This is a genomic window from Stenotrophomonas mori (genome assembly GCF_023556335.1).
In the GTDB taxonomy this organism is placed as follows: domain Bacteria; phylum Pseudomonadota; class Gammaproteobacteria; order Xanthomonadales; family Xanthomonadaceae; genus Stenotrophomonas; species Stenotrophomonas mori.
Genome location: NZ_JAIKTS010000001.1, coordinates 865,230 through 888,034, shown reverse-complemented (window position 1 = coordinate 888,034; position 22,805 = coordinate 865,230). Strand labels below are relative to the sequence as shown.

Below are 22,805 nucleotides of genomic sequence, written 5' to 3'. Positions count from 1 at the left end.
GTCCAGCGGTGGATCAGCCGCCGATTATGGACGATCCGCGCCGATGCGGCAGGCGGCCGCCGGCGCGTGGGGCTCGGCCGCCGCCCGCCGCAGGGTGGCCACGCCATGCCCGCGCTCGGCCAGGTACTCCAGCCATTTGCCGAGGAAGGTGTTCATCCGCAGCCGGTGGCTGACCAGTTCGGCGGCCGGGGGGTACATGCCCATCACGTCCTGCCAGCGCCGGCCGACGTAGCAGTGTGTGCTCTCGGCCTGCCGCGCGTCGCGGTAGACGCGCAGGTAGGCCGAGGGATCCGGTTCGCCGGTCAGCGGGTCGCGGATGCCGTAGGTCATCCGCAGTTCCACGGTGTAGCGGTGGCACTCGATCACGTCCAGGCACAGGTCCAGTCCGTCGCCGATGGACGATACGTAATGCCCGTGGACGAGGCGCTCAGGTGCGAACAGGCGGGTCAGGTGCCGGTAGTTCTCCGCGTACAGCCCCATCAGCCAGCCGAGACGGCTGAGCTTGGGAAGGCGGTCAACGCGGGAAAGCGCCTGGTTCATGCCGTGATCGTACACGCCCGGCCCGGCACGGGGATGCGCGGCCGGGCGCTCAGAACATCTCCCGTTGCAGGCCCAGGGTGCCGAGCACCTTGCTGGAGATCTCCTCGATCGAGGTGTGGGTGGTGCTCAGCGTGGGAATGCGCTCCATGCGGAACATGAGCTCGGCGGCGGCCACCTCGCGGCGGCAGACCTCGGCGCTGGCGTAGCGGGAATTGGGGCGCCGCTCCTGGCGGATCTGCTGCAGGCGTTCCGGATCGATGGTCAGGCCGAACAGCTTGTTGCGGTACGGGCGCAGGCGCGGCGGCAACCGGTCGCTCTCCAGGTCCTCCTCGGTCAGCGGGTAGTTGGCGGCGCGCAGGCCGTAGTGCAGGGCCAGGTAGATGCAGGTCGGGGTCTTGCCGGCGCGCGATACCGCCACCAGCACCACGTCGGCCTCGTCGTAGTTCACCGCGATGCCGTCGTCGTAGCTGAGCGCGAAGTTCATCGCGTTGATGCGGCGATGGTAACGTTCGAAATCGACCATGCCGTGGGCCTGGCCGATCTTGGCGTGGCGCGCGGCTCCCAGTTCGTTTTCCAGCAGGCCGATGAACGGCTCGAACACGTCCAGCACCAGCGCCCCGCTCTCTTCGAGCACCTTGGCCAGCCCCGAATCCACGCAGGAACTGATCACGATCGGGCGTATCCGGTAGCGCTCGCCGGCGGCGCGGATGCTTTCCGCCGCCGCATGGGCCTTGTCGGTATCGTCCACGAACGACAGGCGATCGGTCACGAAGCTAAAGCCCGAGAACTGGGTCAACAGGCTGTGGCCCACGGTTTCGGCGGTGATGCCGGTACCGTCTGACACATAGAAAACCGGCCGGATCGCCGTCATGCAGGAGTCCTCGGGAAGGAGTGGGAAGCAGGCAGGCCGCACTGGCCGGCGCCTGTCCGGGAAAAGACAAGCACAAGACAAAGTAATGTCACAAGCTTGTGCGGCTTGGGTGTGCACTGCATCATATTGGCTTCTTCCTACGGACGTGGCCAAACCAGCCCGCCTCGGGCGATGGCCCCAACGGAGCATCGCGCTTGAACGAGAACATCCTGTGGTTGCATGAGCTGCGCCTGGCCGATCTGGCACGCGTGGGTGGCAAGAATTCTTCGCTCGGCGAAATGATCGGCAACCTTGCCGGGCTCGGGGTGTCGGTGCCGGGGGGCTATGCCACCACCGCCGAAGCGTTCAAGGATTTCATCGCCCACAACGACCTGTCCAAGCGCATCTTCGACCGGCTGGCCACGCTGGACGTGGAAGACGTCGAGGCCCTGACCGTCGCCGGCGGCGAAATCCGCGGCTGGGTGACCGATGCTCCGTTGCAGCCGGCGCTGGACAAGGACATCCGCGAGGCCTATGCCGCGCTGTGCGCCGACAACGGCGGTGGCGAGGTGGCCGTGGCGGTGCGTTCTTCGGCCACCGCCGAAGACCTGCCCGACGCCTCGTTCGCCGGCCAGCAGGAGACCTTCCTCAACGTCACCGGTGCCGACGACGTCGTGCACAAGGTCAAGGAAGTGTTCGCCTCGCTCTACAACGACCGTGCCATCGCCTACCGCGTGCACCACGGCTTCAAGCACGAGGACGTGTTCCTGTCCGCCGGCGTGCAGCTGATGGTGCGCTCCGGTTCGGGCTCGTCCGGCGTGCTGTTCACCCTGGATACCGAATCCGGGTTCCGCGACGTGGTGTTCGTCACCTCGTCGGTCGGGCTGGGCGAAATGGTGGTCCAGGGCGCGGTCAACCCTGACGAATTCTACGTCTACAAGCCGACGCTGCAGGCCGGCAAGCCGGCGATCCTGCGCCGTTCGCTGGGTTCCAAGGCGATCCGCATGGTGTACTCGGACGACCCCGGCGAGCGGGTGCGGGTCGAGGACACCCCGGCCGACCTGCGCGGCCGCTTCTCCATCAGCGACGAGGACGTGCATGCGCTCGCCCGGCAGGCGCTGATCATCGAGAAGCACTATGGCCGCCCGATGGATATCGAGTGGGCCAAGGACGGCGTCAGCGGCAAGCTGTTCATCGTCCAGGCGCGTCCGGAGACGGTGAAGTCGCGCAGCCACGCCACCCAGATCGAGCGCTTCGCGCTGGCCGACAAGGGCGCCAAGGTACTGGCCGAAGGCCGTGCCGTCGGCGCCAAGATCGGCTCGGGCGTCGCGCGCGTGGTGAAGTCGCTGGACGACATGAGCCGGGTGCAGCCCGGTGACGTGCTGATCGCCGACATGACCGACCCGGACTGGGAGCCGGTGATGAAGCGCGCCGCGGCGATCGTGACCAACCGCGGCGGCCGCACCTGCCATGCGGCGATCATCGCGCGCGAGCTGGGCGTGCCGGCCGTGGTCGGCTCGGGCAACGCCACCCAGGTGATCGAGGACGGCCAGGAAGTCACCGTCAGCTGCGCCGAAGGCGATACCGGCTTCATCTATGCCGGCAAGCTCCACTTCGAGCGCACCACCACCGACCTGGACAACATGCCGCCGGCGCCGCTCAAGATCATGATGAACGTCGCCAACCCGGAGCGCGCGTTCGACTTCGGCCAGCTGCCCAATGCCGGCATCGGCCTGGCGCGCCTGGAGATGATCATCGCCAGCCACATCGGCGTGCATCCGAATGCGCTGCTGGAGTACGACCGCCAGGATCCGGCGACCAAGGCCAAGATCGACGCCAAGATCGCCGGCTACAAGGATCCGGTGAGCTTCTACGTGGACCGCCTGGCCGAAGGCATCGCCACTCTCACCGCCTCGGTCGCGCCGAACCCGGTGATCGTGCGTCTGTCGGACTTCAAGTCCAACGAGTACGCCAACCTGATCGGCGGCAGCACCTACGAGCCGCACGAAGAGAACCCGATGATCGGCTTCCGCGGCGCCAGCCGCTATGTCGATCCGAGCTTCGCCCGCGCCTTCGCCCTGGAATGCCAGGCGGTGCTGCGCGTGCGCAACGAGATGGGCCTGGAGAACCTGTGGGTCATGATCCCGTTCGTGCGCACCCTCGAGGAAGGCCGCAAGGTCGTCGAGGTACTGGCGCAGAACGGCCTCAAGCAGGGCGAGAACGGCCTGAAGATCATCATGATGTGCGAGGTGCCTTCCAACGCGCTGCTGGCCGAGGAGTTCCTGGACATCTTCGACGGCTTCTCGATCGGCTCCAACGACCTCACCCAGCTCTCGCTGGGCCTGGACCGCGATTCCTCGATCGTCGCGCACCTGTTCGACGAACGGAACCCGGCGGTCAAGAAGCTGCTGTCGATGGCGATCAAGGCCGCCCGCGCCAAGGGCAAGTATGTGGGCATCTGCGGCCAGGGGCCGTCGGATCACCCCGACCTCGCCGAGTGGCTGATGCAGGAGGGCATCGAGTCGGTCTCGCTCAATCCCGATACCGTGGTCGATACCTGGCTGCGGTTGGCCAAGAGCAAGGCCGCGGCCTGACCGCGCGCCCGTCGGGTTGAACAGACGAAGCCCCGGTCCGCCGGGGCTTCGTGTTTTCCGGCGGCGGCAGCCGGAGCTGTCAACGGTGGGCGGACCGTCCGGCCGCCGGGCGGGCCTCGCCCCAGCCCGGGCGCAGACGACGACGCCCCCGGAAAGGGGGCGTCGATCATGCTGCCGGCGGTTGCAGCACCGCGGCCACAGGCGGCAATGGCGCGACCCGTCCGGAGGTTACTGCCGGGTGCCGGCGGACTCCGCGGCGGCGGTCCGCGTCACCACCTTGCCGTCGATGACCGGCAGGCGGTCGCTGCTGGGCTTGTCGTCCATGCGGATCTTCTGCTCCTCGCCGTTGAGGCGGTAGGTCACGTCATAGCCGATGGTCCGACGGGTGTTGCCCAGCGAGATCCGGTTGCCGGGCTGCTGGTCCATGCGCATGCTGCCGGTGCTGCCGTCGGCCTTGCGGTAGGTAACGTTGTAGCCGGTGACACGGGACGACTCGGAGGGCGTCTGTTCGGTGTGGCACTGGCGCTCGGTACGTTGGACCACGCGTCCGCCGACATGCCGCTTGTCGACCTGGTTGCCGATCACGCCACCGGCGACGGCGCCGGCCGCGGTCGCGGCCTTGCGGCCACTGCCCTTGCCCACCTGGTTGCCCAGCAGGCCGCCGATGACCGCGCCGGCGACGGTGCCGCCGACGTTGCCGTCGCGCTCCGGCAGGCGCTCCTGTACCACCACGTCCTCGCAGACCTCGCGCGGCACCATGGTGGTCGAGGTCTCGCGGACCGGATCGGTACCGATCACGGTGGCGTAGGCCGGTTCGTTGCGGGTGACCGGGTCGACCTTCAGGACATCGGCATACACCAGCGCGGCCACCGGCGGCGCGACGCTGTCGTCGACCGCGGCATCCTCGGCCGGCGGCGTCGTCGCCTCGGCCAGCGGTTGTTCCGTGTGCGGCGATGGCAGGGGGGCGCTCTTGTCGCGCCCGCTCATGAAGGCCGCGGTGGCGATGCCGCCCACCAGCAGCGCACCCGCCGCCACCAGAACCGTCGTCGTGCTGCTCTTCATCGTCTGCTCCCTGCGGATTGCCCGCCCGTTGACTGTAGCAATTGCACCATGATGAAGCTGAACGATGGCATCGGGTTCACCCGCCGTCCCTTAAATTCCCCTTCGGCTGCCGCAATATCAAGCCCGTACGACCTTGTACCTTCTCCCGCAGGAGCCTTCCCATGTCCAGTCCCGTCGTGCTGCCCTTGATGGAATGGGCGCGCAAGCTGCGCTATCCGACCCTCTTCAAGATCACCGCAGGCCTGTTCCTGCTCAGCCTGGTCGTGCCCGATCCGCTGCCGTTCGTCGACGAGATCCTGTTCGGCCTGGGTACCCTGCTGCTCGCCAACTGGAAGCGCCGGCGGCGTCCCGGCGGCGTTGACGACGCGGTCCCCGCGACCGCGCCACGCAAGCCCTGAGCGCCGTGCAGCTGGTAGACAGCCACTGCCACCTGGATGCCCCCCGGTTCGACCCGGACCGCGGCGCGGTGCTGGAACGCGCCGCGGCGGCCGGTGTCGCCGCGCTGGTGGTGCCGGCGGTCACCGCCGCCAGCTGGCCGGCCCTGCGCCAGGCCTGTGCCCTGCCCGGCCCTCTGCTCCGCCGTCCGGCCTATGGCCTGCATCCGATGTTCCTGGCCGAGCACCGGCCGGAGCATCTCCAGGCACTGGGCGACTGGCTGGAGCGCGAGCGTCCCTGCGCGGTCGGTGAATGCGGCCTGGACTTCTTCGTCGAGGGCCTGGACGCCGACGTCCAGCGCCGCTATTTCCTCGCCCAGCTGCAGTTGGCGCGGGACCTGGGGCTTCCGGTCATCGTGCATGCGCGCCGCGCCCTGGACGAGGTCATCCATACCCTGCGCCGTGTCGGCGGACTGAGTGGCGTGGTCCACAGCTTCTCCGGCAGCCAGGAGCAGGCGCGGCAGCTGTGGGACAGCGGATTCCTGCTCGGCCTCGGCGGGCCGGTGACGTATCCGCGGGCCAATCGCCTGCGCACCCTGGCCGCGCGCATGCCGCTGGACTACCTGCTGCTGGAGACCGATGCCCCCGACCAGCCGGATAGCGCGATCCGCGGGCAGCGCAATGCGCCGGAGCGGTTGCCGGTCATCGCCTCGGTCATCGCCGGACTGCGCGGCCAGCCGCTGGACGAGGTCGCCGCGCAGACCACCCGCAACGCGCAGCGCCTGTTCGGCCTGCCGGCGCTGTAGGGCCCGCGGGGCGGCTCAGGCCGTCCGGTGTTTCAGCAGCATTTCCAGCGCCTTGCCCACCGCCGCGAAGGCGAAGGCGCCGGTGATGTGGGTGGCCGCGCCGAGGCCGGCGCCGCAGTCCAGCGAGAGCGCCGCATCGGCTCCCAGATTCGGGCGCACGCCGCAGACACTGCCGTCGGCCTGCGGATAACGGACGTTCTCCAGCGAGTACACCGCGGGCACGCCGAAATAGCGCTGGGGATTCTTCGGGAAGTTGAAGTCGCCGCGCAGCTTCTTGCGGATCAGCGCCAGCATCGCGTCGTGCTCGGTGCGGGACACATCGCGGACCCGCACCAGCGTGGGATCGGTGCGGCCACCGGCAGCCCCGATGGTGAGCACGGGCTGCTTGCGCCGCCGGCACCAGGCGATGGCCTCGACCTTGACCCGGAAGCTGTCGCAGGCATCGATCACCAGGTCGAAGCCGCGGTCCAGCAGGTCGTCCAGGTTGGACGGGGTCAGGAACGCCTCCACCGCCTCCACTTGCACCTCGGGGTTGATCGCGCGGCAGCGTTCGGCCATGGCGACGGCCTTGTTGCGCCCGTACTGGCCGGCCAGTGCCGGCAGCTGGCGGTTGGTGTTGGAGACGCAGATGTCGTCGGCGTCGACCAGGGTGAGGTGGCCGACTGCCGAGCGCGCCAGCGCTTCGACGATCCACGACCCGACGCCCCCCATCCCGACCACCGCGACCCGGCGGCCGGCCAGGTACTCGATGGTGCCGGCTCCATACAGCCGGTCGATGCCGGCGAAACGTTCCCGCAGTGCTTCTTTCATCCTCACATCTTACCCGTGGCCGCAAACCGCCCGGGCGTCGTACCATCGTTCCATCCCCAGTGATGCTCCAACGGAACCAGGGCCATGACCGAAACCACCCGCAAGCCGTCCAACGCCTACCGCTACCTGTTCGTGCTCATCTTCGGACTGGTGATCGGCGTCGTCGCCAGCGTGATGCTCGCGTCCGCGATCAAGAAGCGCCAGGACCCCTTCCCCGGCAGCCTGATGCAGGTCATGGCCAAGCAGTCGCAGCTGCTCGAACAGAGCCGCAAGCAGAGCCGCTGCTCCATCAACGACACCGCGCCGCGGCTGCAGACCCTGCGGGCCCTGTCCAACGATCTGGACCTGGCCTTCCCCGGGCTGCGTGACGACGCCCGCTTCCAGCAGCACGCCAGCCGCTTCCGCGCCAGCCTGAACGATGCGCTGGGCACGCCGCCGTCCGACTGCACGGCGCTGGCCATCGTCACCGAGCGCATCGGGAACGACTGCAAGGCCTGCCACCAGGACTTCCGCTGAAACGATGCCCTTTTCACGCGTGGTTGGCCCGCCATTCACGCGTGAAAAGGGAGGATTGCCCGTGCCGGGTATGGCCATACCCGCTCACCCTCTGGCAAGGAGAACGACCATGAAGATCCAGTTGATCGCCGCGGGCGCCATCGCCACCCTGGCATTGGCCGGCTGTGCCACGTCCCCCGGGTACGGCGGCGGTTATGGCGGCGGGTACAACAACGGGGGCTACAACAGCGGCGGCTACAACGATGGCCGCTGTGCCGACTGCGGCATCGTGACCCGCATCAACACCGTGGCCTCGGGCCGCAGCGCACCGTCGGCGACGGGGGCGATCCTCGGCGGCATCGTCGGTGCCGTCGCCGGCCACGAGATCTCCAGCCATACCGGAGGCAGCAAGGGCAACCAGAATGTGTCCGCCGCCGCCGGTGCGGCCGCCGGCGCGCTGGCCGGCAACAAGGTCCAGCAGAACGTCACCGGCGACTCCTATGACATCCAGGTGCGGATGGACGATGGCCGGGTGATCATGGTGAACCAGAAGGACCTCGGCGGCATCCGCGAGAACACCTACGTGCGCGTGGTCAACGGCCGCGTGGTGATCCGCTGACGCAGCGCCGCCGCGAACCGCGCGATGCAAACGGAAAGGCCCGCCGAAGCGGGCCTTTCCTTTGCCTGTCCGGCCCGGTCAGTCGGGCTGGACGGCGTCGGCCTGCAGGCCCTTCTGGCCCTGCACCACGGTGAAGGTCACCTTCTGGCCTTCCTTCAGGCTCTTGAAGCCCTGGGTCTGGATGGCGCGGAAATGCACGAACACGTCCTCGCCGTTCTCACGGCTGATGAAGCCGAAGCCCTTGGCGTCGTTGAACCACTTCACGGTGCCGGATTCACGTTCAGTCATCTCGACTAACTCCCTGTTGCTCTCTCGTTTTATGGATACGCCCGCGAGGACGGCTGACTGCAAGGAGGAAGCGAGGTGCAACGATGCAGCAAATCATGCGATCTACCCATCAGGCCACGATTCACGGTGACCTTGCCAAGCTCAGCGGCTGAAACTTAACCCGACCATAACCAAAAAGCAATCGCTTTCGCGCACTCTTGTCAACCCCTTTTCCCGCCCTCCCCAGCCGCCCATGGATCATTCGTTCATCTTGTATCTGCTAGCCGGCCTGCTGGTCGTGGCCGGAATCGCCGGGGTCGTGCTGCCGGCGATCCCCGGCGTACCGCTGGTGTTCCTGGGCCTGCTGCTGGCGGCCTGGGGCGAGGGATTCAACCGGGTGGGCGTGGTGACGCTGGTGGTGCTGGGGGTATTGACGGTGATCTCGCTCATCGTGGACGTGCTTTCCACCACCCTGGGAGCGCAGCGGCTCGGCGCCAGCCGGCTGGCCCTGGCCGGGTCAGTCCTGGGCACCCTGGTCGGCCTGTTCTTCATGCCCATCGGGCTGTTCGCCGGCCCCTTCGCCGGGGCCATGCTCGGCGAGTTCCTTCACGGCCGGCGGCTGGGCCATGCCACCAAGGTGGGGTTCGGCACGTGGCTGGGCATCGTGCTCGGGGTCGCGCTCAAGCTCGGCCTGGCACTGGCGATGCTGGCGGTCTTCGCCCTGGCCTGGTTCCTGTAGCACGGTTCCCGATGGGCACTGACTCCCACTACACGGGCCAATGACCGACAATCCCCGATTCGGGGGCCGGCGGACATTCTCCACCGGCGCGCCCTTTTCCCATGTCTGGACGGATCATCGCCGCATGCCCAAGCCTTCCACCCGCCACCTCCTCCTGATCGCGCTGTCCGGGTGTTCCCCGAGTGTGCTCGCGCAGGAGTCCGTTGCCGCTCCCTCCTCGCCGCAGGCCTGTTTCGCGCTGGATTCGGATGCCGCCCGGCTCAGCTGCTACGACCGGACCCTGGGCCGGAGCCCGGCCGATACCCGGGCGGCCGATGCGGCAGCCAGCGCCGCGCAGCAGACCCTGAAGGAGGCCCGGACCGGCGCCGCCGAGCTGGACCGGGCGCTGCCCGCGCGCAACGAGCTTTTCGCCCACGACGAGCTGGCCTCGGCGGTCGCCAATGCCGGACGCGGTTCGATGCTCGACGGCCGCTGGGAGCTGGCGAAGGACTCCAAGCTCGGGCTGTTCCAGTTGCGGGCCTACAAGCCGGTGTACCTGTTCCCGGCATTCTGGAGCAGCAAGACGAACCAGATGCCGCATTCGCCCAATCCGGCCAATACCGTGACCGAGGCGGAGCAGCTGGACAACACCGAGCTGAAGTTCCAGCTGAGCTTCAAGACCAAGGTGGCCGAGAACCTGTTCGGGGACAACGGCGACATCTGGGTCGGCTACACCCAGAGTTCGCGCTGGCAGGCCTACAACGGCGAGACCTCACGGCCGTTCCGCGAAACCAACTACGAGCCGGAGGCGATGCTGGTCTTCCGCAACGGCTATTCGCTGTTCGGCTGGAACGGGCGCATGACCGGGATCAGCCTCAACCACCAGTCCAACGGCCGCAGCGATCCACTCTCGCGCAGCTGGAACCGGGTGATCCTCAACGTCGGCCTGGACCGTGAGAACTGGGCGATCATGCTGCGCCCCTGGTACCGCATCCCGGAGAAGGCCGGGGACGACAACAACCGCGACATCCAGGACTACATCGGGCGCGGTGATGCCACCCTGGTCTACAACCGCGACGGCCACGAGTTCGCGCTCACCGCCCGGCATTCGCTGCGCAGCGGCAGCCGCGCACACGGCTCGCTGCAGGCCGACTACGGGTTCCCGCTCAACCGCCTGCTGCGCGGGCACATCCAGGTGTTCGACGGCTATGGCGAGAGCATGATCGACTACAACCACCGCGCCACCTACGTCGGCGTCGGCATCTCCCTGCTGGAATGGTTCTGAGACGATGAAAGCGACGATCTGGCACAACAACCGCTGCTCCAACTCGCGCGGCGCGCTGGCCCTGCTGCAGGAAGCCGGGGCGGACGTCGAGGTCATCGACTATCTGGCCACTCCGCCGGATCCGGCCACCCTGCGCCGGCTGCTGGACGAGATGGGCCTGCCGGCGCGCGACCTGCTGCGCCGCAAGGAGGCCGCCTATGCCGAGCTCGGCCTGGACAGGCACCTCGACGATGATGCCGCGCTGGTCCAGGCGATGGCGGCCCACCCGGCGCTGATCAACCGTCCCATCGTACGGACGGCGAAAGGCACGGCACTGTGCCGGCCGCCGGAGACTGTCCGCACGCTGCTGTAGCGCAGCGCCCCTGCCCTGCGGCCGGAGTCGGTCCGCAGGGCGGCCGGGAGTTGTCCGGGGTCCGCGTCTGCAGGCAGAATCCTGCCGTCCTCCGGCAGAAGCCCCCACATGGCACGACCGCACCGATCCTTTTTCGCCCATGCCTCGGCCCTGCTGGGAGTGCTGAGCCTGATGGCGGTGGCCTGCTTCCACTTTCCGGAGCTGCTGACCAGCCGCGAGTTCCGCGCGGTCTACAACGAGCAGTTCGCCCGCCACCTGCTGCTGGTCGGGCTCGCCGCGGCCTTCGTCCTGGGCACCCTGGCCATCCTGCGCGACCGCAACAAGCGCATCGCCACGATCGGCGTCGCCAGCGCGACGCTGGCGGTGCTGTTCGGCGGCACCAACGTGCAGTTCGACACCATCGGCCAGACCCCCTATTCGCTGGGGCTGGACTGGTTCGTGCTGTCGCTGTTCTTCTCCGCGCTGGTGTTCGTGCCGCTGGAGCGCTACCTCGGCAAGCGCCCGCTGTCGCCGCTGCGCCCCGGCTGGCGCACCGACGTGGCGTATTTCTTCATGAGCCACGTGCTGGTCCAGTTCATCCTGATCGTGGTGACGGCCTCGACCTCCACCCTCGCCGGGCTGGCGGCGTTCCCGGCGCTCAAGACGGCCATCCAGTCGCTGCCGGTCTGGGCGCAGTTCCTGATCGCGGTGTTCGTGGCCGACATGGCCCAGGCGCTCCTGCACCGCGCGTACCACAACATCCCCTGGCTGTGGCGTTTCCACGCCGTGCACCATTCCAGCCGCCACCTGGACTGGCTGGCCGGCTCGCGCATCCATTTCGCCGAGATCGTGATGACCCGCAGCGCGGTGCTGCTGCCGCTGCTGGTCCTGGGGTTCTCCCCCCCCGCGGTGAACGCCTACGTGATCCTGGTCGGCCTGCAGGCGGTGCTGGCGCACGCCAACCTGGGCATCCGCTTCGGCTGGCTGGAGTACCTGGTGGTGCTGCCGCGCTACCACCACTGGCATCACGCCCGCCAGCAGGACTACATCGACGTCAACTACGCCATCCACCTGCCGCTGGTGGACATGCTGATGGGCACCTTCAAGCTGCCGCGCGACCAGGCACGGTGGCCGCAGGAATACGGCGTGATGAAGCTGGAAACCGTGCCCAAGGGGATCCTCCGGCAGCACGCGATGCCGTTCCAGCGCGGCCGCCGCTTCGACGACCACGTGGACTGACCCCGCGCCGGGCTCAGGTCCAGTCGTGGATGCCCTCGCGCCGGTAGACCTCGGCGAATGCGGGCCGGGCCTTCATCCGCCGCGCATGTCCGGCCAGCGCGGGCCAGGCATCGCTCGGCCGCGGCATGCCGCGCGACCAGCGCATCAGCATGGTCAGCATGGAATCCACCGCCGAGACCTGCGCCCCCAGCATGTACGGCCCCTGCGTGTCCTGCAGGTGGTCGGCGACCTGCTGCCAGGCGGCCTCCAGCTGCACGCGGGCACGTTCCTTCACCGCGTCGATGCCGGCCTCGCCGGCCGGCTCGTGCGGATAGAACCACGCGCGGTAGGCCGGCATCAGGGTATAGACGCAGAAACACATCCAGCGGTAGTAGTCGCCGCGCGCCGGGGTGCCGGGGGGTGGTGCCAACCCGGCCTGCGGATGCAGGTCGGCCAGGTGCATGGCGATGGCCGCCGACTCGGTCAGTACCTGGCCGTCGAGCAGCAGGGCCGGCACGCGCCCGGCCGGGTTGATCGCCAGGTACCCGGGCGATGCCTGCTCGCGCCGTTCGAAGTCCAACTGGCGCAGTTCGTGCTCCAGGCCCAGCTCGATCAGCAGCCAGTGCACGACCAGCGAGGCGGTGCTGCGCGACCCGTACAGGACGATCGATATGGCGGTTCCCGAAGGCAGGCGGTGCCGCATCTTACTGCGCGGTCTTGGCGGGAGCGCAGGCTGTCCCTCGAGTACCGGGCCGGCTGGCAGCGGCTCAGTTGCAGCCGGCCATGCAGCTGTCCAGGCGTTCGCCGCAGACGGCGCCACGCGAACGGTTCTGGCAGAAGGCCTGCGAGGTCTGGCAGGCGCCCCGCAGCTCCGGGTTGGTGATCCGCTCGCACGAGTTCTGGCGGCTGCCCTCGCCGCAGTCGCCATAGCCGCCGGTGCTGGCCATGCAGCTCTGGTGCCGGGCCTGGCAATGGGTCACGCAGGCGGCGGGGTCGCCTCCCGGAGCGGTGCGCCATCCGCCATGGCCACAGCCGGCGAGCAGCAGCGCCAGCATCGAAACCTGCATTCCTCGCCATCCGCGCATCGCCCTTCTCCGGAAACCGTGACGGCCCGAGCATAGCGCGGGCCGTCACGGCGCCCCGTGGATCCGTGGCCTCCTACTCGACCACCACCGGAATCTTGCCGATGCGGGCCTGCCATTCGCGCGGACCGGTCGTGTGCACCGACTCACCGGTGGAATCGACAGCCACGGTCACCGGCATGTCCTGCACGGTGAACTCGTAGATCGCTTCCATGCCCAGGTCGGCGAAACCGACCACCCTGGAGGCCTTGATCGCCTTGGACACCAGGTAGGCCGAGCCCCCGACGGCCATCAGGTAGGCTGACTTGTTGTCACGAATGGCCTCGATCGCCGCCGGGCCACGCTCGGCCTTGCCGACCATGCCCAGCAGGCCGGTCTGCTCCAGGATCTGGCGGGTGAACTTGTCCATGCGGGTGGCGGTGGTCGGGCCGGCCGGTCCCACCACTTCGTCTCGCACCGGATCGACCGGGCCGACGTAGTAGATGAAGCGGCCCTTCAGGTCGACCGGCAGTTCCTCACCCTTGTTGAGCATGTCGACCATGCGCTTGTGCGCGGCGTCGCGGCCGGTCAACAGCCTGCCGTTGAGCAGCAGGGTCTGGCCCGGCTTCCAGCCGGCCACCTCTTCCGGCGTGATCGTGTCCAGGTCCACGCGGGTGCCCTTGGACGCGTCGTAGGTCAGCTTCGGCCAGTCTTCCAGCGACGGCGGATCCAGCATCACCGGGCCGCTGCCGTCCAGGGTGAAGTGCGCATGGCGGGTGGCCGCGCAGTTCGGGATCATCGCCACCGGCAGGTTGGCCGCGTGGGTCGGGTAGTCGTTGATCTTGATGTCGAGCACGGTGGTCAGTCCGCCCAGGCCCTGCGCCCCGATGCCCAGCGCGTTGACCTTCTCGTACAGCTCCAGGCGCAGCTCCTCGATGCGGTTGGAGGCGCCACGGGCCTGCAGCTCGGTGATGTCGATCGGCTCCATCAGCGCTTCCTTGGCCAGCAGCATCGCCTTCTCGGCGGTACCGCCGATGCCGATGCCGAGCATGCCCGGCGGGCACCAGCCGGCGCCCATGGTCGGCACGGTCTTCAGCACCCAGTCGACGATGGAGTCGGACGGGTTGAGCATGGCGAACTTGGTCTTGGCTTCCGAACCGCCACCCTTGGCGGCGACGATGACGTCGACGGTATTGCCCGGCACCACCTTGACGTTGACCACGCCCGGGGTGTTGTCCCTGGTGTTGATGCGCTTGCCGGCCGGGTCGGCCAGCACCGAGGCGCGCAGCGTGTTGTCCGGGTGCAGGTAGGCGCGGCGCACGCCTTCGTTGGCCATCTCTTCCACGCCCATGGTCGCGTCGTCCCAGCGCACGTCCGTGCCGATCTTCAGGAACACGGTGACGATCCCGGTGTCCTGGCAGATCGGACGGTGGCCTTCGGCGCACATCCGCGAATTGATCAGGATCTGCGCCATCGCTTCCTTCGCGGCCGGCGACTCCTCGCGCTCGTAGGCGGCGGCAAGGTTCTTGATGTAGTCGACCGGGTGGTAGTACGAGATGTACTGCAGCGCGTCGGCGATGGACTGGATGAGGTCTTCCTGCTTGATCGATGTCACGGCTTGCTCGAGGCTGGCGGGGGTGGACCGGGCATTTTACGCCGTGCCGCCGCGGCCGTCCCCGACCGGCCCGCCTGGTCGCCTGGTCGCCGATGGCGCGGCCGGCGTTGAGGCACGGTGCCGGTCCGGCTGTCACGATGGCAGCCCCTGCCGCGTCCTGGACGCATGGACATGACCGCTACCTTCGAGCACCACCGCCCGCGCCTGCTGGCGCTCGCCTACCGCCTGCTCGGCAGCCGCGCCGATGCCGAGGACGTGGTCCAGGACGCCTGGCTGCGCTGGGCCGCCGCGGAGACCGATGCGATCCAGGATCCGGAGGCGTGGCTGGTCACCGCCACCACCCGGCTGGGGCTGGACCGGTTGCGGGCGGCCGCCCGGCAGCGGTTGGACTACGTGGGCCCCTGGCTGCCCGAGCCGCTGCACATCGCCGCGGACCTGCCGCCGGTGCCCGGCCCGGCGCAGGTCCATGCCCTGGCCGAGGACCTCTCGCTGGCCTTCCTGGCGCTGCTCGAACAGCTGGGCCCGGACGAGCGCGCCGCCTTCCTGCTCAGGGAGGTGTTCGACCACGACTATGCGGCCATCGCCGGGCTGCTCGGCCACAGCCCGGCCAACTGCCGGCAGCTGGTCCACCGCGCCCGCCAGCGCCTGCAGGCGGGACGGCCGCGCTTCGCCGCCGACAGCGGCCAGCACCGGCGCCTGCTGGCGCGCTTCATGGAGGCCACGCAGAACGGCGACGGGGCGGCCATCCAGGCCCTGCTGCACGCCAACGCGCAGCTGCTCTCCGACGGCGGCGGCGTGGCCACGGCCGCCCGCCGGCCCTTGCACGGCGCCGAGCGCATCGGCCGCCTGTTCTGGGCCATCGCGCGCCGGGGCGGGGTCCATCCCTCGCGGCTGGGCAGCGTCAACGGCGAGCCGGCGATCCTGCGTTTCGAAGGCGACCGGCTGCGCTCGATCACCACCATCGTGGTCGACGGCGAGCGCATCGCCCGCATCTACAGCGTGCTCAACCCGGCAAAGCTGGGCGCCTTTGTCACGGCGACCGGCCCCGGCGCGTCCTTGCAGTGAAAGTGGCCCTTCCGGCCACTCCCCGGAGCCTGACGATGCACACCCCGTTCCCCCGCGTTCCCTATACCCGCCTTGCCGCCGACGCCTTCAAGGCATTGCAGGCGACCAGCCAGGCCGTGCACGCGGGATCGCTGGAGCACGCGCTTCTGGAGCTGGTCTTCCTGCGCGTCTCGCAGATCAACGGGTGCGCCTACTGCATGGACATGCACGCCACCGCGCTGCGCGGGGCCGGCGTGGAGCCACGCAAGCTCGACACCCTGGCGGCCTGGCACGAAAGCCGCTTCTTCGATGCGCGCGAGCGTGCCGCACTGGGCTGGGCCGACGCCCTGACCCGCCTGCCCGCGGCGGCGCCCTCCGAGGCCGCCTACCAGGCGCTGGCGGCGCATTTCGATGAAAAGGGCATCAGCGACCTGAGCATGGCGATCGCGGTGATCAACGCCTGGAACCGGCTGGGCACCGGGCTGCTGCCGCCGCTGCCCTGAGGCCTCGATCGCACGCCGGCGCCCGAGCGCGGCCCGCGCCGATGGCCGTTGCCGGGGCCACGGCCCACAATAGGGTGCATGAACACCCTCGTGCTGATCCTGGATCTCATCGGTACCTTCGTCTTCGCCCTGTCCGGGGCGACGATGGGCGCGCGCCGGCGGCTGGACATCTTCGGCGTGCTGGTCCTGTCCTTTGCCGCCGCACTGGCCGGCGGCATCACCCGCGACCTGCTGATCGGCGCCACCCCGGTGGCGGCGATCAGCGACTGGCGCTACCCCGCCATCACCCTCATGGCCGGCATCGTCACCTTCTACTGGGCGCCGCTGATCGAGCGCCTGCAGTACCCGGTGCGGCTGTTCGACGCCATGGGCCTGGCCCTGTTCGCCGTGGCCGGCACCCAGAAAGCGCTGGCCTTCGGCATCGCACCGCCGATGGCCGCCGCGCTGGGCATGCTCACCGGCATCGGCGGCGGCATCGCCCGCGACGTGCTGTTGGCGCAGGTGCCGCTGGTGCTGCAGGCCGAGCTGTATGCCGTCGCGGCGCTGGCCGGCGCTTGCGTGGTGGCCCTGGGCAACTGGCTGGGGCTGCCGCCGCTGCCCTGTGCACTGGCCGGTGCCGGCCTGTGCTTCGGGTTGAGGATGATGGCGATGCACTACGGCTGGCACCTGCCGGTGGCGCTGCAGTCCTCCGATCCGCCGCCTCCCGAGGGCCCCCGGCGTTGAGCCCGGCGGCCGGCGGCCGCATCGGCGCCGCCGCCCCGCGCTCCGGGCCGGTGTCGCCGCCCCCCGGCGGCGTGCGTGGCGCACAGGTGCCGGTTGTCGCCGCCGAAACGGGCCGCGGGCGATAATCCCGGACGACCCCGGCCCGAGTCCCCCATGCCCCACGCCCCTTCCCCCGCCTCCCCGGCGAACAAGCGCCCCAGTTTCCGCGAGCGCATGAATGCCATGCGCAACCTGCCGCCGTTCCTCCGGCAGATCTGGCAGACCAGCCCCGCCCTGACCCTGACCAGCCTCGGCCTGCGCCTGGTGCGCGCGCTCATGCCGGTGGCGATGCTGTACGTGGGCAAGCTGATCATCGACGAGGCAGTACGCCTGGCCGGCGCCGGTGCGATGCCGCCGCTGGGCGAGGCCCTGGCCAGCGGCCACCTGGACACGCTGCTGGAGCTGCTGCTGCTGGAGCTGTGCATCGCCATCGGCTCGGACCTGCTGGGGCGGCTGGTCAACTATGCCGACTCGCTGCTCTCCGAACTGTTCACCAACGTCACCAGCGTGCGGCTGATGGAACATGCCGCGGAACTGGACCTGGAAGACTTCGAGGACCCCGAGCTGCAGGACCGGCTCGACCGCGCCCGCCGCCAGACCATGGGCCGGATGAACCTGATGAGCCAGCTGCTCGGGCAGGCGCAGGATGCGATCACCGTGGTCAGTTTCGCCGCCGGGCTGGTGGCCTATGCGCCCTGGCTGATCGTCCTGCTGGCGGTGGCGCTGGTGCCGGCCTTCCTGGGCGAATCGCACTTCAACACGCTGGGCTATTCGCTCAACTTCAGCTGGACCCCGGAGCGCCGCCAGCTGGACTACCTGCGCCAGGTCGGCGCCAGCGTCGAGACCGCCAAGGAGGTGAAGATCTTCAACCTCCACCGCTTCCTGATCGACCGCTACCGCCTGCTGGCCGGGCGCTTCTACCAGGCCAACCGCACCCTGGCGCGCAAGCGCGCGTTCTGGGGCACGCTGCTCGCGGCGCTGGGCACGCTGGGCTACTACACCGCCTACGCCTACATCGCCTGGCGGACCATCCGCGGCGATTTCAGCATCGGCGACCTGACCTTTCTCTCCGGCAGTTTCCTGCGCCTGCGGCAGCTGCTGGAAGGCCTGCTGACCGGCTTTTCGCAGGTGGCCGGCCAGGCGCTGTACCTGGACGACCTGTTCTCGTTCTTCGCCATCGAGCCGGAGATCCGCTCGCGGCCGGACGCGGTGCCGGTGCCGCGTCCGATCCGCGACGGCTTCGTGTTCGAGAATGTCGGCTTCCGCTACCCCGATGCCGAGCACTGGGCGGTGCGGCACCTGGATTTCCACCTGCGCGCCGGCGAGGTCATCGCCCTGGTCGGCGAGAACGGCGCCGGCAAGACCACCCTGGTCAAGCTGCTGGCGCGGCTCTACGACCCGGACGAAGGCCGCATCCTGCTGGACGGGCGCGACCTGCGCGACTATGACCTGGACGACCTGCGCGCCAACATGGGGGTGATCTTCCAGGATTTCGTGCGCTATCACCTGACCGCCGGCGAGAACATCGGGGTCGGCCTGGTGGAGGCGCTGCAGGACGAGCAGCGGATCCGCGGCGCGGCCCGCCGGGCGCTGGCCGACGAGGTCATCGAAGGGCTTCCGGACGGCTACGGGCAGCTGATCGGACGTCGTTTCAAGAGCGGTGTGGACCTTTCCGGCGGGCAGTGGCAGAAGATCGCCATCGCCCGCGCGTACATGCGCGATGCGCAGGTGATGATCCTCGACGAACCCACCGCAGCGCTCGACGCACGGGCCGAGTTCGAGGTGTTCCAGCGCTTCAAGGAGCTGTCCGACGAACGTACCGCGGTACTGATCTCGCACCGCTTCTCCTCGGTGCGCATGGCCGACCGCATCCTGGTGCTGGCGGGCGGGCGGATCGAAGCCAGCGGCACCCATGCGGAGTTGATGGCCGAGGGAGGCCGCTACGCGGAACTGTTCGAACTGCAGGCCGCCGGGTATCGCTGAGTCCCGGCGACGGTGACCCGTTCCCGCACTGCCCCGGCACTGGCCGGGACAGCAGCCGCTCCCGGCCAGCGGTCCGGCCCGGGGCGGCACCGACACCGCAGGGCCCGTTGCCGGCTCCCGCCCTCAAATGCGAGTCATTCCCATTTGTGGCATTTCAGCTAGAATGCACGGGACTCTCCAAATCCGACCCCCCAGCATGTCTTCCGCTTTTGGCGCCGAAACGGTGCTTGAAGTCCGTCACTGGACGGACGCCTACTTCAGCTTCTCCACCACCCGCGACAACGGTTTCCGCTTCGAGAACGGCCAGTTCGTGATGATCGGCCTGGAAAACGAGGGCGGTCGCCCGCTGATGCGCGCCTATTCGCTGGCCAGCGCCAACTGGGAAGAACAGCTGCACTTCTTCAGCATCAAGGTGCAGGACGGCCCCCTGACCTCGCGCCTGCAGCACCTCAAGCCGGGCGACCAGATCCTGGTCGGGAAAAAGCCCACCGGCACCCTGCTGATCTCCGACCTGCACCCCGGCAAGCACCTGTACCTGCTGGGCACCGGCACCGGCCTGGCGCCCTGGCTGAGCATCGTCAAGGACCCGGAGACCTACGAGCGCTTCGAGAAGGTCATCGTCTGCCATGGCGTGCGCTTCGAGAAGGACCTGGCCTACCGCGAGCACTTCGAGAAGGAGCTGTTCGAGGACGAGATCCTCGGCGAGCTGGTCCGCGACAAGCTGCTGTACTACCCGGCGGTCACCCGCGAGCCGTTCCGCAACCAGGGCCGCCTGACCACCCTGATGGACACCGGCGAGATGCCGCGGACGCTGGGGCTGCCGGCGTTCGACCCGGCCAACGACCGCTTCATGATCTGCGGCAGCCCGCAGATGCTGGCCGACCTGCGCGGCGTGCTGGATGCCCGCGGTTTCGAGGTCTCGCCGCGCATCGGCTCGCCGGGCCACTACGTCTTCGAACGCGCCTTCGTCGAGAAGTAAGGCCGCCCGGCCTCAGGCGAGTGCGGCGCGGAGCCGGTCTTCCAGCGCCGCCGGGCGCGTGGAAGGCGCATGGCGGGAAAGTACCCGGCCCTCGCGTCCGACCAGGAACTTGCTGAAGTTCCACTTGATCGCGGCGATCCCGAGGGCGCCGCGCTGCTCGCGCTGCAGCCAGCGCCACAGCGGATCGGCGCCCGGGCCATTGACCTTCAGCTTGGCCGACATCGGGAAACTGACTCCGTAGTCGCGGCGGCAGAACGTGGCGATCGCGCCCGCGTCGCCGGGCTCCTGGCCGCCGAACTGGTCGCAGGGACAGCCCAGCACCACCAGGCCCTGTGCCCGGTACGCGCGCCACAGCCATTCCAGCTCGGCGTACTGCGGCGTGAAGCCGCAGCGCGAGGCGGTATTGACGATCAACAGGACCTTGCCGGCGAAGGCCGCCAACGGCAGTGGCCCGCCGTCCAGCGCGGTCAGCTCGAAATCGTGGGCAACGGCCACCGCAGGCTCCCCGCCGGAAAGCCCCCAGCGTACGCGATCGGGCCGGCAACGGTTTGCAACAGACGGCTTTTCAGCGCACCCCTGCCCTTCGACACACCTGCCGCCGACGCCGGCAAGGTACCCTGACGGTTCAGAATTTTCCGGAGTTCCCGAATTGAATACCCGTCTCGCTCTCGCCATCGCCCTCGCGCTGGGTGCCGCCCTGCCGGCCGGCAGTCAGGCCGCGGCCACCACCGCCGGGCAGGCTGCCCAGCAGGCCAATCCTTTCTTCGCCGAGAGCACGCTGCCGCTGCACTACCCGCAGTTCGACCGTATCCATGACAGCGACTTCGCACCGGCCTTCGACGCCGGCATGGCGCAGCAGCTCCGCGAAGTGGCGGCCATCGCCGACAATCCGGACGCGCCGACCTTCGACAACACGCTGATCGCCCTGGAAAAGAGCGGCGGCATCCTCGACCGCGCCACCACCGTGTTCTTCTCGCTGATCGGCGCCGACACCAACGATGCGCGCAGGAAGCTGCAGGCCGACTACTCGGCCCGGTTCGCCGCGCACAGCGATGCGGTCAACCTCAACGGGAAGCTGTTCGAGCGCATCCAGGCGCTCCATGAGAAGCGCGACACCCTGGGCCTGGATGCCGAAGGCCTGCGCCTGGTCGAGAAGTACCATGACAACTTCGTCCGCGCCGGCGCCCAGCTGTCCGACGCCGACAAGGCCACGCTCAAGGAGATCAACGCCGAGCTGGCCAACCTGGGTACCCGTTTCAGCCAGAACGTGCAGGCCGAGGTCAACGCCGCCTATATCGTGGTCGACAGTGCCGCCGAGCTGGACGGGCTGTCGGCCGGGCAGATCGCCGCCGCCGGCGAAGCCGCCAAGGCCCGCGGACTGGAAGGCAAGTACGTGATCGCCCTGCTCAACACCACCGGCCAGCCGGCGCTGAGCAACCTCACCAACCGTGCGCTGCGCCAGCGCATCCACGAGGCGTCGGTGGCGCGCGGCAGCAAGGGCGGCGAGTACGACAACACCGCACTGGTGTCGCGGATCATGACCCTCCGGGCACAGAAGGCCGCACTGATGGGCTTCCCGAACTATGCCGCCTATGGGCTGGGCAACCAGACCGCCAAGACCGCCGAAGCGGTGAACGCCATGCTCGGCCAGCTGGCGCCGGCGGCGGTCGCCAATGCCCGCCGCGAGGCCGCCGACCTGCAGGCGATGATCGACCGCGAGCAGCAGGCCGCCGGCAAGCCCGGCTTCGAGCTGCAGCCGTGGGACTGGGCGTTCTACACCGAGAAGGTGCGCCAGGCCCGCTACGATTTCGACGAATCCCAGCTCAAGCCGTATTTCGAGCTGAAGAGCGTGCTGGAGAACGGCGTGTTCTTCGCCGCCGGCAAGGAGTTCGGGCTGAGCTTCAAGCAGCGCACCGACCTGCCGGTCTACCACGAGGACGTCACCGTCTACGACGTGTTCGACGCCGACGGCAGCCAGCTGGCGATCTTCATCTTCGACCCGTATGCCCGCGAGTCCAAGCGTGGCGGTGCGTGGATGAACGCCTATGTGTCGCAGTCGGCGCTGACCGGCAACAAGCCGGTGGTGGCCAACCACCTCAACATTCCGCGGCCGCCGGCAGGCCAGCCCACGCTGTTGACCTGGGACGAGGTGACCACCACCTTCCACGAATTCGGCCATGCCCTGCACGGCATGTTCTCCGATGTGACCTACCCCTATTTCTCGGGTACCGCGGTGCCGCGCGACTTCGTCGAGTTCCCCTCGCAGGTCAACGAGATGTGGGCCGATGAGCCGAGCATCCTGGCCAACTACGCCAAGCACCACCAGACCGGTGCGGCCATGCCGCAGGCGCTGCTGGACAAGGTCGTGGCCGCGGCCAAGTTCAACCAGGGCTTCGCCACCACCGAATACCTGGGCGCGGCGATGCTGGACCAGCGCTGGCACCAGATCGGCGTCGACCAGGTGCCGGCACCGCAGGACGTGGTGAAATTCGAACAGGACGCGCTGGCCAGCGACGGCATCTTCTATGCCCCGGTACCGCCGCGCTACCGCACCACGTATTTCAGCCACATCATGGGCGGCTATTCGGCCGGCTACTACGCCTACATCTGGTCGGAGGTGCTGGACGCCAACACCCAGAAGTGGTTCCGCGAGCATGGTGGGCTGTCGCGCGCCAACGGCGACCATTTCCGCAAGACCCTGTTGTCGCGTGGAGGCAGCGCCGATGCGATGGAGCTGTTCCGCAACTTCGCCGGCCACGATCCGCAGATCGAGCCGCTGCTGGAGAAGCGTGGCCTGACCGGCGCCGAAGGCCGGTAAGCCCGGTCCCTGCGTTCCGAAGGAAGCCGCCCGGTCCGCCGGGCGGCTTTTCCGTTGCCGTCCTCCGTTCC

24 protein-coding genes are annotated in these 22,805 nt (G+C 68.8%); 15 read left to right on the top strand and 9 right to left on the bottom strand.

What is annotated here, in order from left to right:
* Window positions 1-24 precede the first annotated feature (24 nt).
* Both K5L01_RS03940 and ppsR read right to left on the bottom strand, forming a co-directional pair.
* A complete protein-coding gene (locus K5L01_RS03940; RefSeq protein WP_250062120.1) occupies window positions 25-540 on the bottom strand; it encodes a DUF1249 domain-containing protein in 516 nt (171 codons plus the stop codon).
* 49 nt (window positions 541-589) lie between these two features.
* Window positions 590-1,411: a posphoenolpyruvate synthetase regulatory kinase/phosphorylase PpsR gene (gene ppsR / locus K5L01_RS03935; RefSeq protein ID WP_250062119.1), complete on the bottom strand. Its 822-nt coding sequence runs from the start codon at window positions 1,409-1,411 to the stop codon at window positions 590-592.
* 194 nt (window positions 1,412-1,605) lie between these two features.
* Here ppsR and ppsA point away from each other — a divergent pair, with 194 nt between their 5' ends.
* Window positions 1,606-3,984: a phosphoenolpyruvate synthase gene (ppsA, locus tag K5L01_RS03930; RefSeq protein WP_250062118.1), complete on the top strand. Its 2,379-nt coding sequence runs from the start codon at window positions 1,606-1,608 to the stop codon at window positions 3,982-3,984.
* Between the two features lie 228 nt (window positions 3,985-4,212).
* On the opposite strand, the gene K5L01_RS03925 is transcribed toward ppsA, so the two are convergent.
* Window positions 4,213-5,046, bottom strand: coding sequence for a glycine zipper 2TM domain-containing protein (locus K5L01_RS03925; protein ID WP_272494036.1), 834 nt, complete (start codon window positions 5,044-5,046; stop codon window positions 4,213-4,215).
* Between the two features lie 161 nt (window positions 5,047-5,207).
* Between K5L01_RS03925 and K5L01_RS03920 the strand changes: the two genes are divergently transcribed.
* A complete protein-coding gene (locus tag K5L01_RS03920; protein ID WP_250062117.1) occupies window positions 5,208-5,444 on the top strand; it encodes a DUF6116 family protein in 237 nt (78 codons plus the stop codon).
* A gap of 5 nt (window positions 5,445-5,449) precedes the next feature.
* The gene (locus K5L01_RS03915; protein WP_250062115.1) at window positions 5,450-6,226 is read left to right on the top strand and encodes a TatD family hydrolase; all 777 of its coding nucleotides are present in this window, start codon (window positions 5,450-5,452) and stop codon (window positions 6,224-6,226) included.
* A 15-nt stretch (window positions 6,227-6,241) separates the two neighbouring features.
* Here the strand turns inward: K5L01_RS03915 and K5L01_RS03910 are convergent, their stop codons facing one another.
* Window positions 6,242-7,036: a tRNA threonylcarbamoyladenosine dehydratase gene (locus tag K5L01_RS03910; RefSeq protein WP_250062112.1), complete on the bottom strand. Its 795-nt coding sequence runs from the start codon at window positions 7,034-7,036 to the stop codon at window positions 6,242-6,244.
* An 84-nt stretch (window positions 7,037-7,120) separates the two neighbouring features.
* On the opposite strand from K5L01_RS03910, the gene K5L01_RS03905 reads away from it, so the two are divergent.
* Both K5L01_RS03905 and K5L01_RS03900 read left to right on the top strand, forming a co-directional pair.
* Window positions 7,121-7,552: a cytochrome c gene (locus K5L01_RS03905; protein WP_250062110.1), complete on the top strand. Its 432-nt coding sequence runs from the start codon at window positions 7,121-7,123 to the stop codon at window positions 7,550-7,552.
* 109 nt (window positions 7,553-7,661) lie between these two features.
* Window positions 7,662-8,150 (top strand): glycine zipper 2TM domain-containing protein, encoded by a 489-nt coding sequence (locus tag K5L01_RS03900; RefSeq protein ID WP_250062108.1) that lies wholly within the window; start codon window positions 7,662-7,664, stop codon window positions 8,148-8,150.
* A 78-nt stretch (window positions 8,151-8,228) separates the two neighbouring features.
* Here K5L01_RS03900 and K5L01_RS03895 read toward each other — a convergent pair whose 3' ends face one another.
* Complete coding sequence (locus K5L01_RS03895; RefSeq protein WP_250062106.1) at window positions 8,229-8,438, bottom strand: cold-shock protein; 210 nt, start codon at window positions 8,436-8,438, stop codon at window positions 8,229-8,231.
* A 232-nt stretch (window positions 8,439-8,670) separates the two neighbouring features.
* Here K5L01_RS03895 and K5L01_RS03890 point away from each other — a divergent pair, with 232 nt between their 5' ends.
* The 4 genes from K5L01_RS03890 (at window position 8,671) to K5L01_RS03875 (ending at window position 11,990) form a co-directional block, all read left to right on the top strand.
* Window positions 8,671-9,156 carry a DUF456 domain-containing protein gene (locus tag K5L01_RS03890; protein ID WP_250062105.1) on the top strand — a complete coding sequence of 162 codons (486 nt, stop codon included), beginning with the start codon at window positions 8,671-8,673 and terminating at the stop codon, window positions 9,154-9,156.
* A gap of 124 nt (window positions 9,157-9,280) precedes the next feature.
* Window positions 9,281-10,420 (top strand): phospholipase A, encoded by a 1,140-nt coding sequence (locus K5L01_RS03885; protein ID WP_250062104.1) that lies wholly within the window; start codon window positions 9,281-9,283, stop codon window positions 10,418-10,420.
* A 4-nt stretch (window positions 10,421-10,424) separates the two neighbouring features.
* Window positions 10,425-10,772, top strand: a complete 348-nt coding sequence (gene arsC / locus K5L01_RS03880; RefSeq protein WP_250062103.1) for an arsenate reductase (glutaredoxin) — start codon at window positions 10,425-10,427, stop codon at window positions 10,770-10,772.
* Window positions 10,773-10,880: 108 nt separating this feature from the next.
* Window positions 10,881-11,990 (top strand): sterol desaturase family protein, encoded by a 1,110-nt coding sequence (locus tag K5L01_RS03875; RefSeq protein ID WP_250062102.1) that lies wholly within the window; start codon window positions 10,881-10,883, stop codon window positions 11,988-11,990.
* A 13-nt stretch (window positions 11,991-12,003) separates the two neighbouring features.
* Here K5L01_RS03875 and K5L01_RS03870 read toward each other — a convergent pair whose 3' ends face one another.
* The 3 genes from K5L01_RS03870 to K5L01_RS03860 all read right to left on the bottom strand — a co-directional run bounded on the left by K5L01_RS03870 (window position 12,004) and on the right by K5L01_RS03860 (window position 14,645).
* Window positions 12,004-12,642, bottom strand: coding sequence for a glutathione S-transferase family protein (locus K5L01_RS03870; RefSeq protein WP_250063457.1), 639 nt, complete (start codon window positions 12,640-12,642; stop codon window positions 12,004-12,006).
* 94 nt (window positions 12,643-12,736) lie between these two features.
* Window positions 12,737-13,036: a hypothetical protein gene (locus tag K5L01_RS03865; protein WP_250062101.1), complete on the bottom strand. Its 300-nt coding sequence runs from the start codon at window positions 13,034-13,036 to the stop codon at window positions 12,737-12,739.
* Between the two features lie 91 nt (window positions 13,037-13,127).
* Complete coding sequence (locus tag K5L01_RS03860; protein WP_250062100.1) at window positions 13,128-14,645, bottom strand: fumarate hydratase; 1,518 nt, start codon at window positions 14,643-14,645, stop codon at window positions 13,128-13,130.
* A gap of 165 nt (window positions 14,646-14,810) precedes the next feature.
* Between K5L01_RS03860 and sigJ the strand changes: the two genes are divergently transcribed.
* The 5 genes from sigJ to K5L01_RS03835 all read left to right on the top strand — a co-directional run bounded on the left by sigJ (window position 14,811) and on the right by K5L01_RS03835 (window position 19,916).
* A complete protein-coding gene (sigJ, locus tag K5L01_RS03855; protein ID WP_250062098.1) occupies window positions 14,811-15,710 on the top strand; it encodes an RNA polymerase sigma factor SigJ in 900 nt (299 codons plus the stop codon).
* A 35-nt stretch (window positions 15,711-15,745) separates the two neighbouring features.
* Window positions 15,746-16,192 (top strand): carboxymuconolactone decarboxylase family protein, encoded by a 447-nt coding sequence (locus K5L01_RS03850; protein WP_425603826.1) that lies wholly within the window; start codon window positions 15,746-15,748, stop codon window positions 16,190-16,192.
* 78 nt (window positions 16,193-16,270) lie between these two features.
* Window positions 16,271-16,915: a trimeric intracellular cation channel family protein gene (locus K5L01_RS03845; protein ID WP_250062096.1), complete on the top strand. Its 645-nt coding sequence runs from the start codon at window positions 16,271-16,273 to the stop codon at window positions 16,913-16,915.
* Window positions 16,916-17,068: 153 nt separating this feature from the next.
* The gene (locus K5L01_RS03840) at window positions 17,069-18,937 is read left to right on the top strand and encodes an ABC transporter ATP-binding protein (protein WP_250062094.1); all 1,869 of its coding nucleotides are present in this window, start codon (window positions 17,069-17,071) and stop codon (window positions 18,935-18,937) included.
* 196 nt (window positions 18,938-19,133) lie between these two features.
* Complete coding sequence (locus K5L01_RS03835) at window positions 19,134-19,916, top strand: ferredoxin--NADP reductase (protein WP_250062092.1); 783 nt, start codon at window positions 19,134-19,136, stop codon at window positions 19,914-19,916.
* Window positions 19,917-19,928: 12 nt separating this feature from the next.
* On the opposite strand, the gene K5L01_RS03830 is transcribed toward K5L01_RS03835, so the two are convergent.
* On the bottom strand, window positions 19,929-20,411 hold the full coding sequence (locus tag K5L01_RS03830; RefSeq protein ID WP_425603825.1) for a glutathione peroxidase: 483 nt from the start codon (window positions 20,409-20,411) through the stop codon (window positions 19,929-19,931).
* 154 nt (window positions 20,412-20,565) lie between these two features.
* On the opposite strand from K5L01_RS03830, the gene K5L01_RS03825 reads away from it, so the two are divergent.
* Window positions 20,566-22,734: a M3 family metallopeptidase gene (locus K5L01_RS03825; RefSeq protein ID WP_250062090.1), complete on the top strand. Its 2,169-nt coding sequence runs from the start codon at window positions 20,566-20,568 to the stop codon at window positions 22,732-22,734.
* Window positions 22,735-22,805: the final 71 nt, after the last annotated feature.

Bases quoted from the DNA above. Each gene is read 5' to 3' on its own strand.
- K5L01_RS03910 (WP_250062112.1), bottom strand. From the start codon at position 7,036: ATGAAAGAAGCACTGCGGGAACGTTTCGCCGGCATCGACCGGCTGTAT.
- K5L01_RS03905 (WP_250062110.1), top strand. From the start codon at position 7,121: ATGACCGAAACCACCCGCAAGCCGTCCAACGCCTACCGCTACCTGTTC.
- K5L01_RS03920 (WP_250062117.1), top strand. From the start codon at position 5,208: ATGTCCAGTCCCGTCGTGCTGCCCTTGATGGAATGGGCGCGCAAGCTG.
- K5L01_RS03925 (WP_272494036.1), bottom strand. From the start codon at position 5,046: ATGAAGAGCAGCACGACGACGGTTCTGGTGGCGGCGGGTGCGCTGCTG.
- K5L01_RS03940 (WP_250062120.1), bottom strand. From the start codon at position 540: ATGAACCAGGCGCTTTCCCGCGTTGACCGCCTTCCCAAGCTCAGCCGT.
- K5L01_RS03890 (WP_250062105.1), top strand. From the start codon at position 8,671: ATGGATCATTCGTTCATCTTGTATCTGCTAGCCGGCCTGCTGGTCGTG.
- sigJ (WP_250062098.1), top strand. From the start codon at position 14,811: ATGGACATGACCGCTACCTTCGAGCACCACCGCCCGCGCCTGCTGGCG.
- K5L01_RS03865 (WP_250062101.1), bottom strand. From the start codon at position 13,036: ATGCAGGTTTCGATGCTGGCGCTGCTGCTCGCCGGCTGTGGCCATGGC.
- arsC (WP_250062103.1), top strand. From the start codon at position 10,425: ATGAAAGCGACGATCTGGCACAACAACCGCTGCTCCAACTCGCGCGGC.
- K5L01_RS03885 (WP_250062104.1), top strand. From the start codon at position 9,281: ATGCCCAAGCCTTCCACCCGCCACCTCCTCCTGATCGCGCTGTCCGGG.
- K5L01_RS03850 (WP_425603826.1), top strand. From the start codon at position 15,746: ATGCACACCCCGTTCCCCCGCGTTCCCTATACCCGCCTTGCCGCCGAC.
- K5L01_RS03900 (WP_250062108.1), top strand. From the start codon at position 7,662: ATGAAGATCCAGTTGATCGCCGCGGGCGCCATCGCCACCCTGGCATTG.
- K5L01_RS03840 (WP_250062094.1), top strand. From the start codon at position 17,069: ATGCCCCACGCCCCTTCCCCCGCCTCCCCGGCGAACAAGCGCCCCAGT.
- ppsR (WP_250062119.1), bottom strand. From the start codon at position 1,411: ATGACGGCGATCCGGCCGGTTTTCTATGTGTCAGACGGTACCGGCATC.
- K5L01_RS03845 (WP_250062096.1), top strand. From the start codon at position 16,271: ATGAACACCCTCGTGCTGATCCTGGATCTCATCGGTACCTTCGTCTTC.
- K5L01_RS03835 (WP_250062092.1), top strand. From the start codon at position 19,134: ATGTCTTCCGCTTTTGGCGCCGAAACGGTGCTTGAAGTCCGTCACTGG.
- K5L01_RS03875 (WP_250062102.1), top strand. From the start codon at position 10,881: ATGGCACGACCGCACCGATCCTTTTTCGCCCATGCCTCGGCCCTGCTG.
- K5L01_RS03895 (WP_250062106.1), bottom strand. From the start codon at position 8,438: ATGACTGAACGTGAATCCGGCACCGTGAAGTGGTTCAACGACGCCAAG.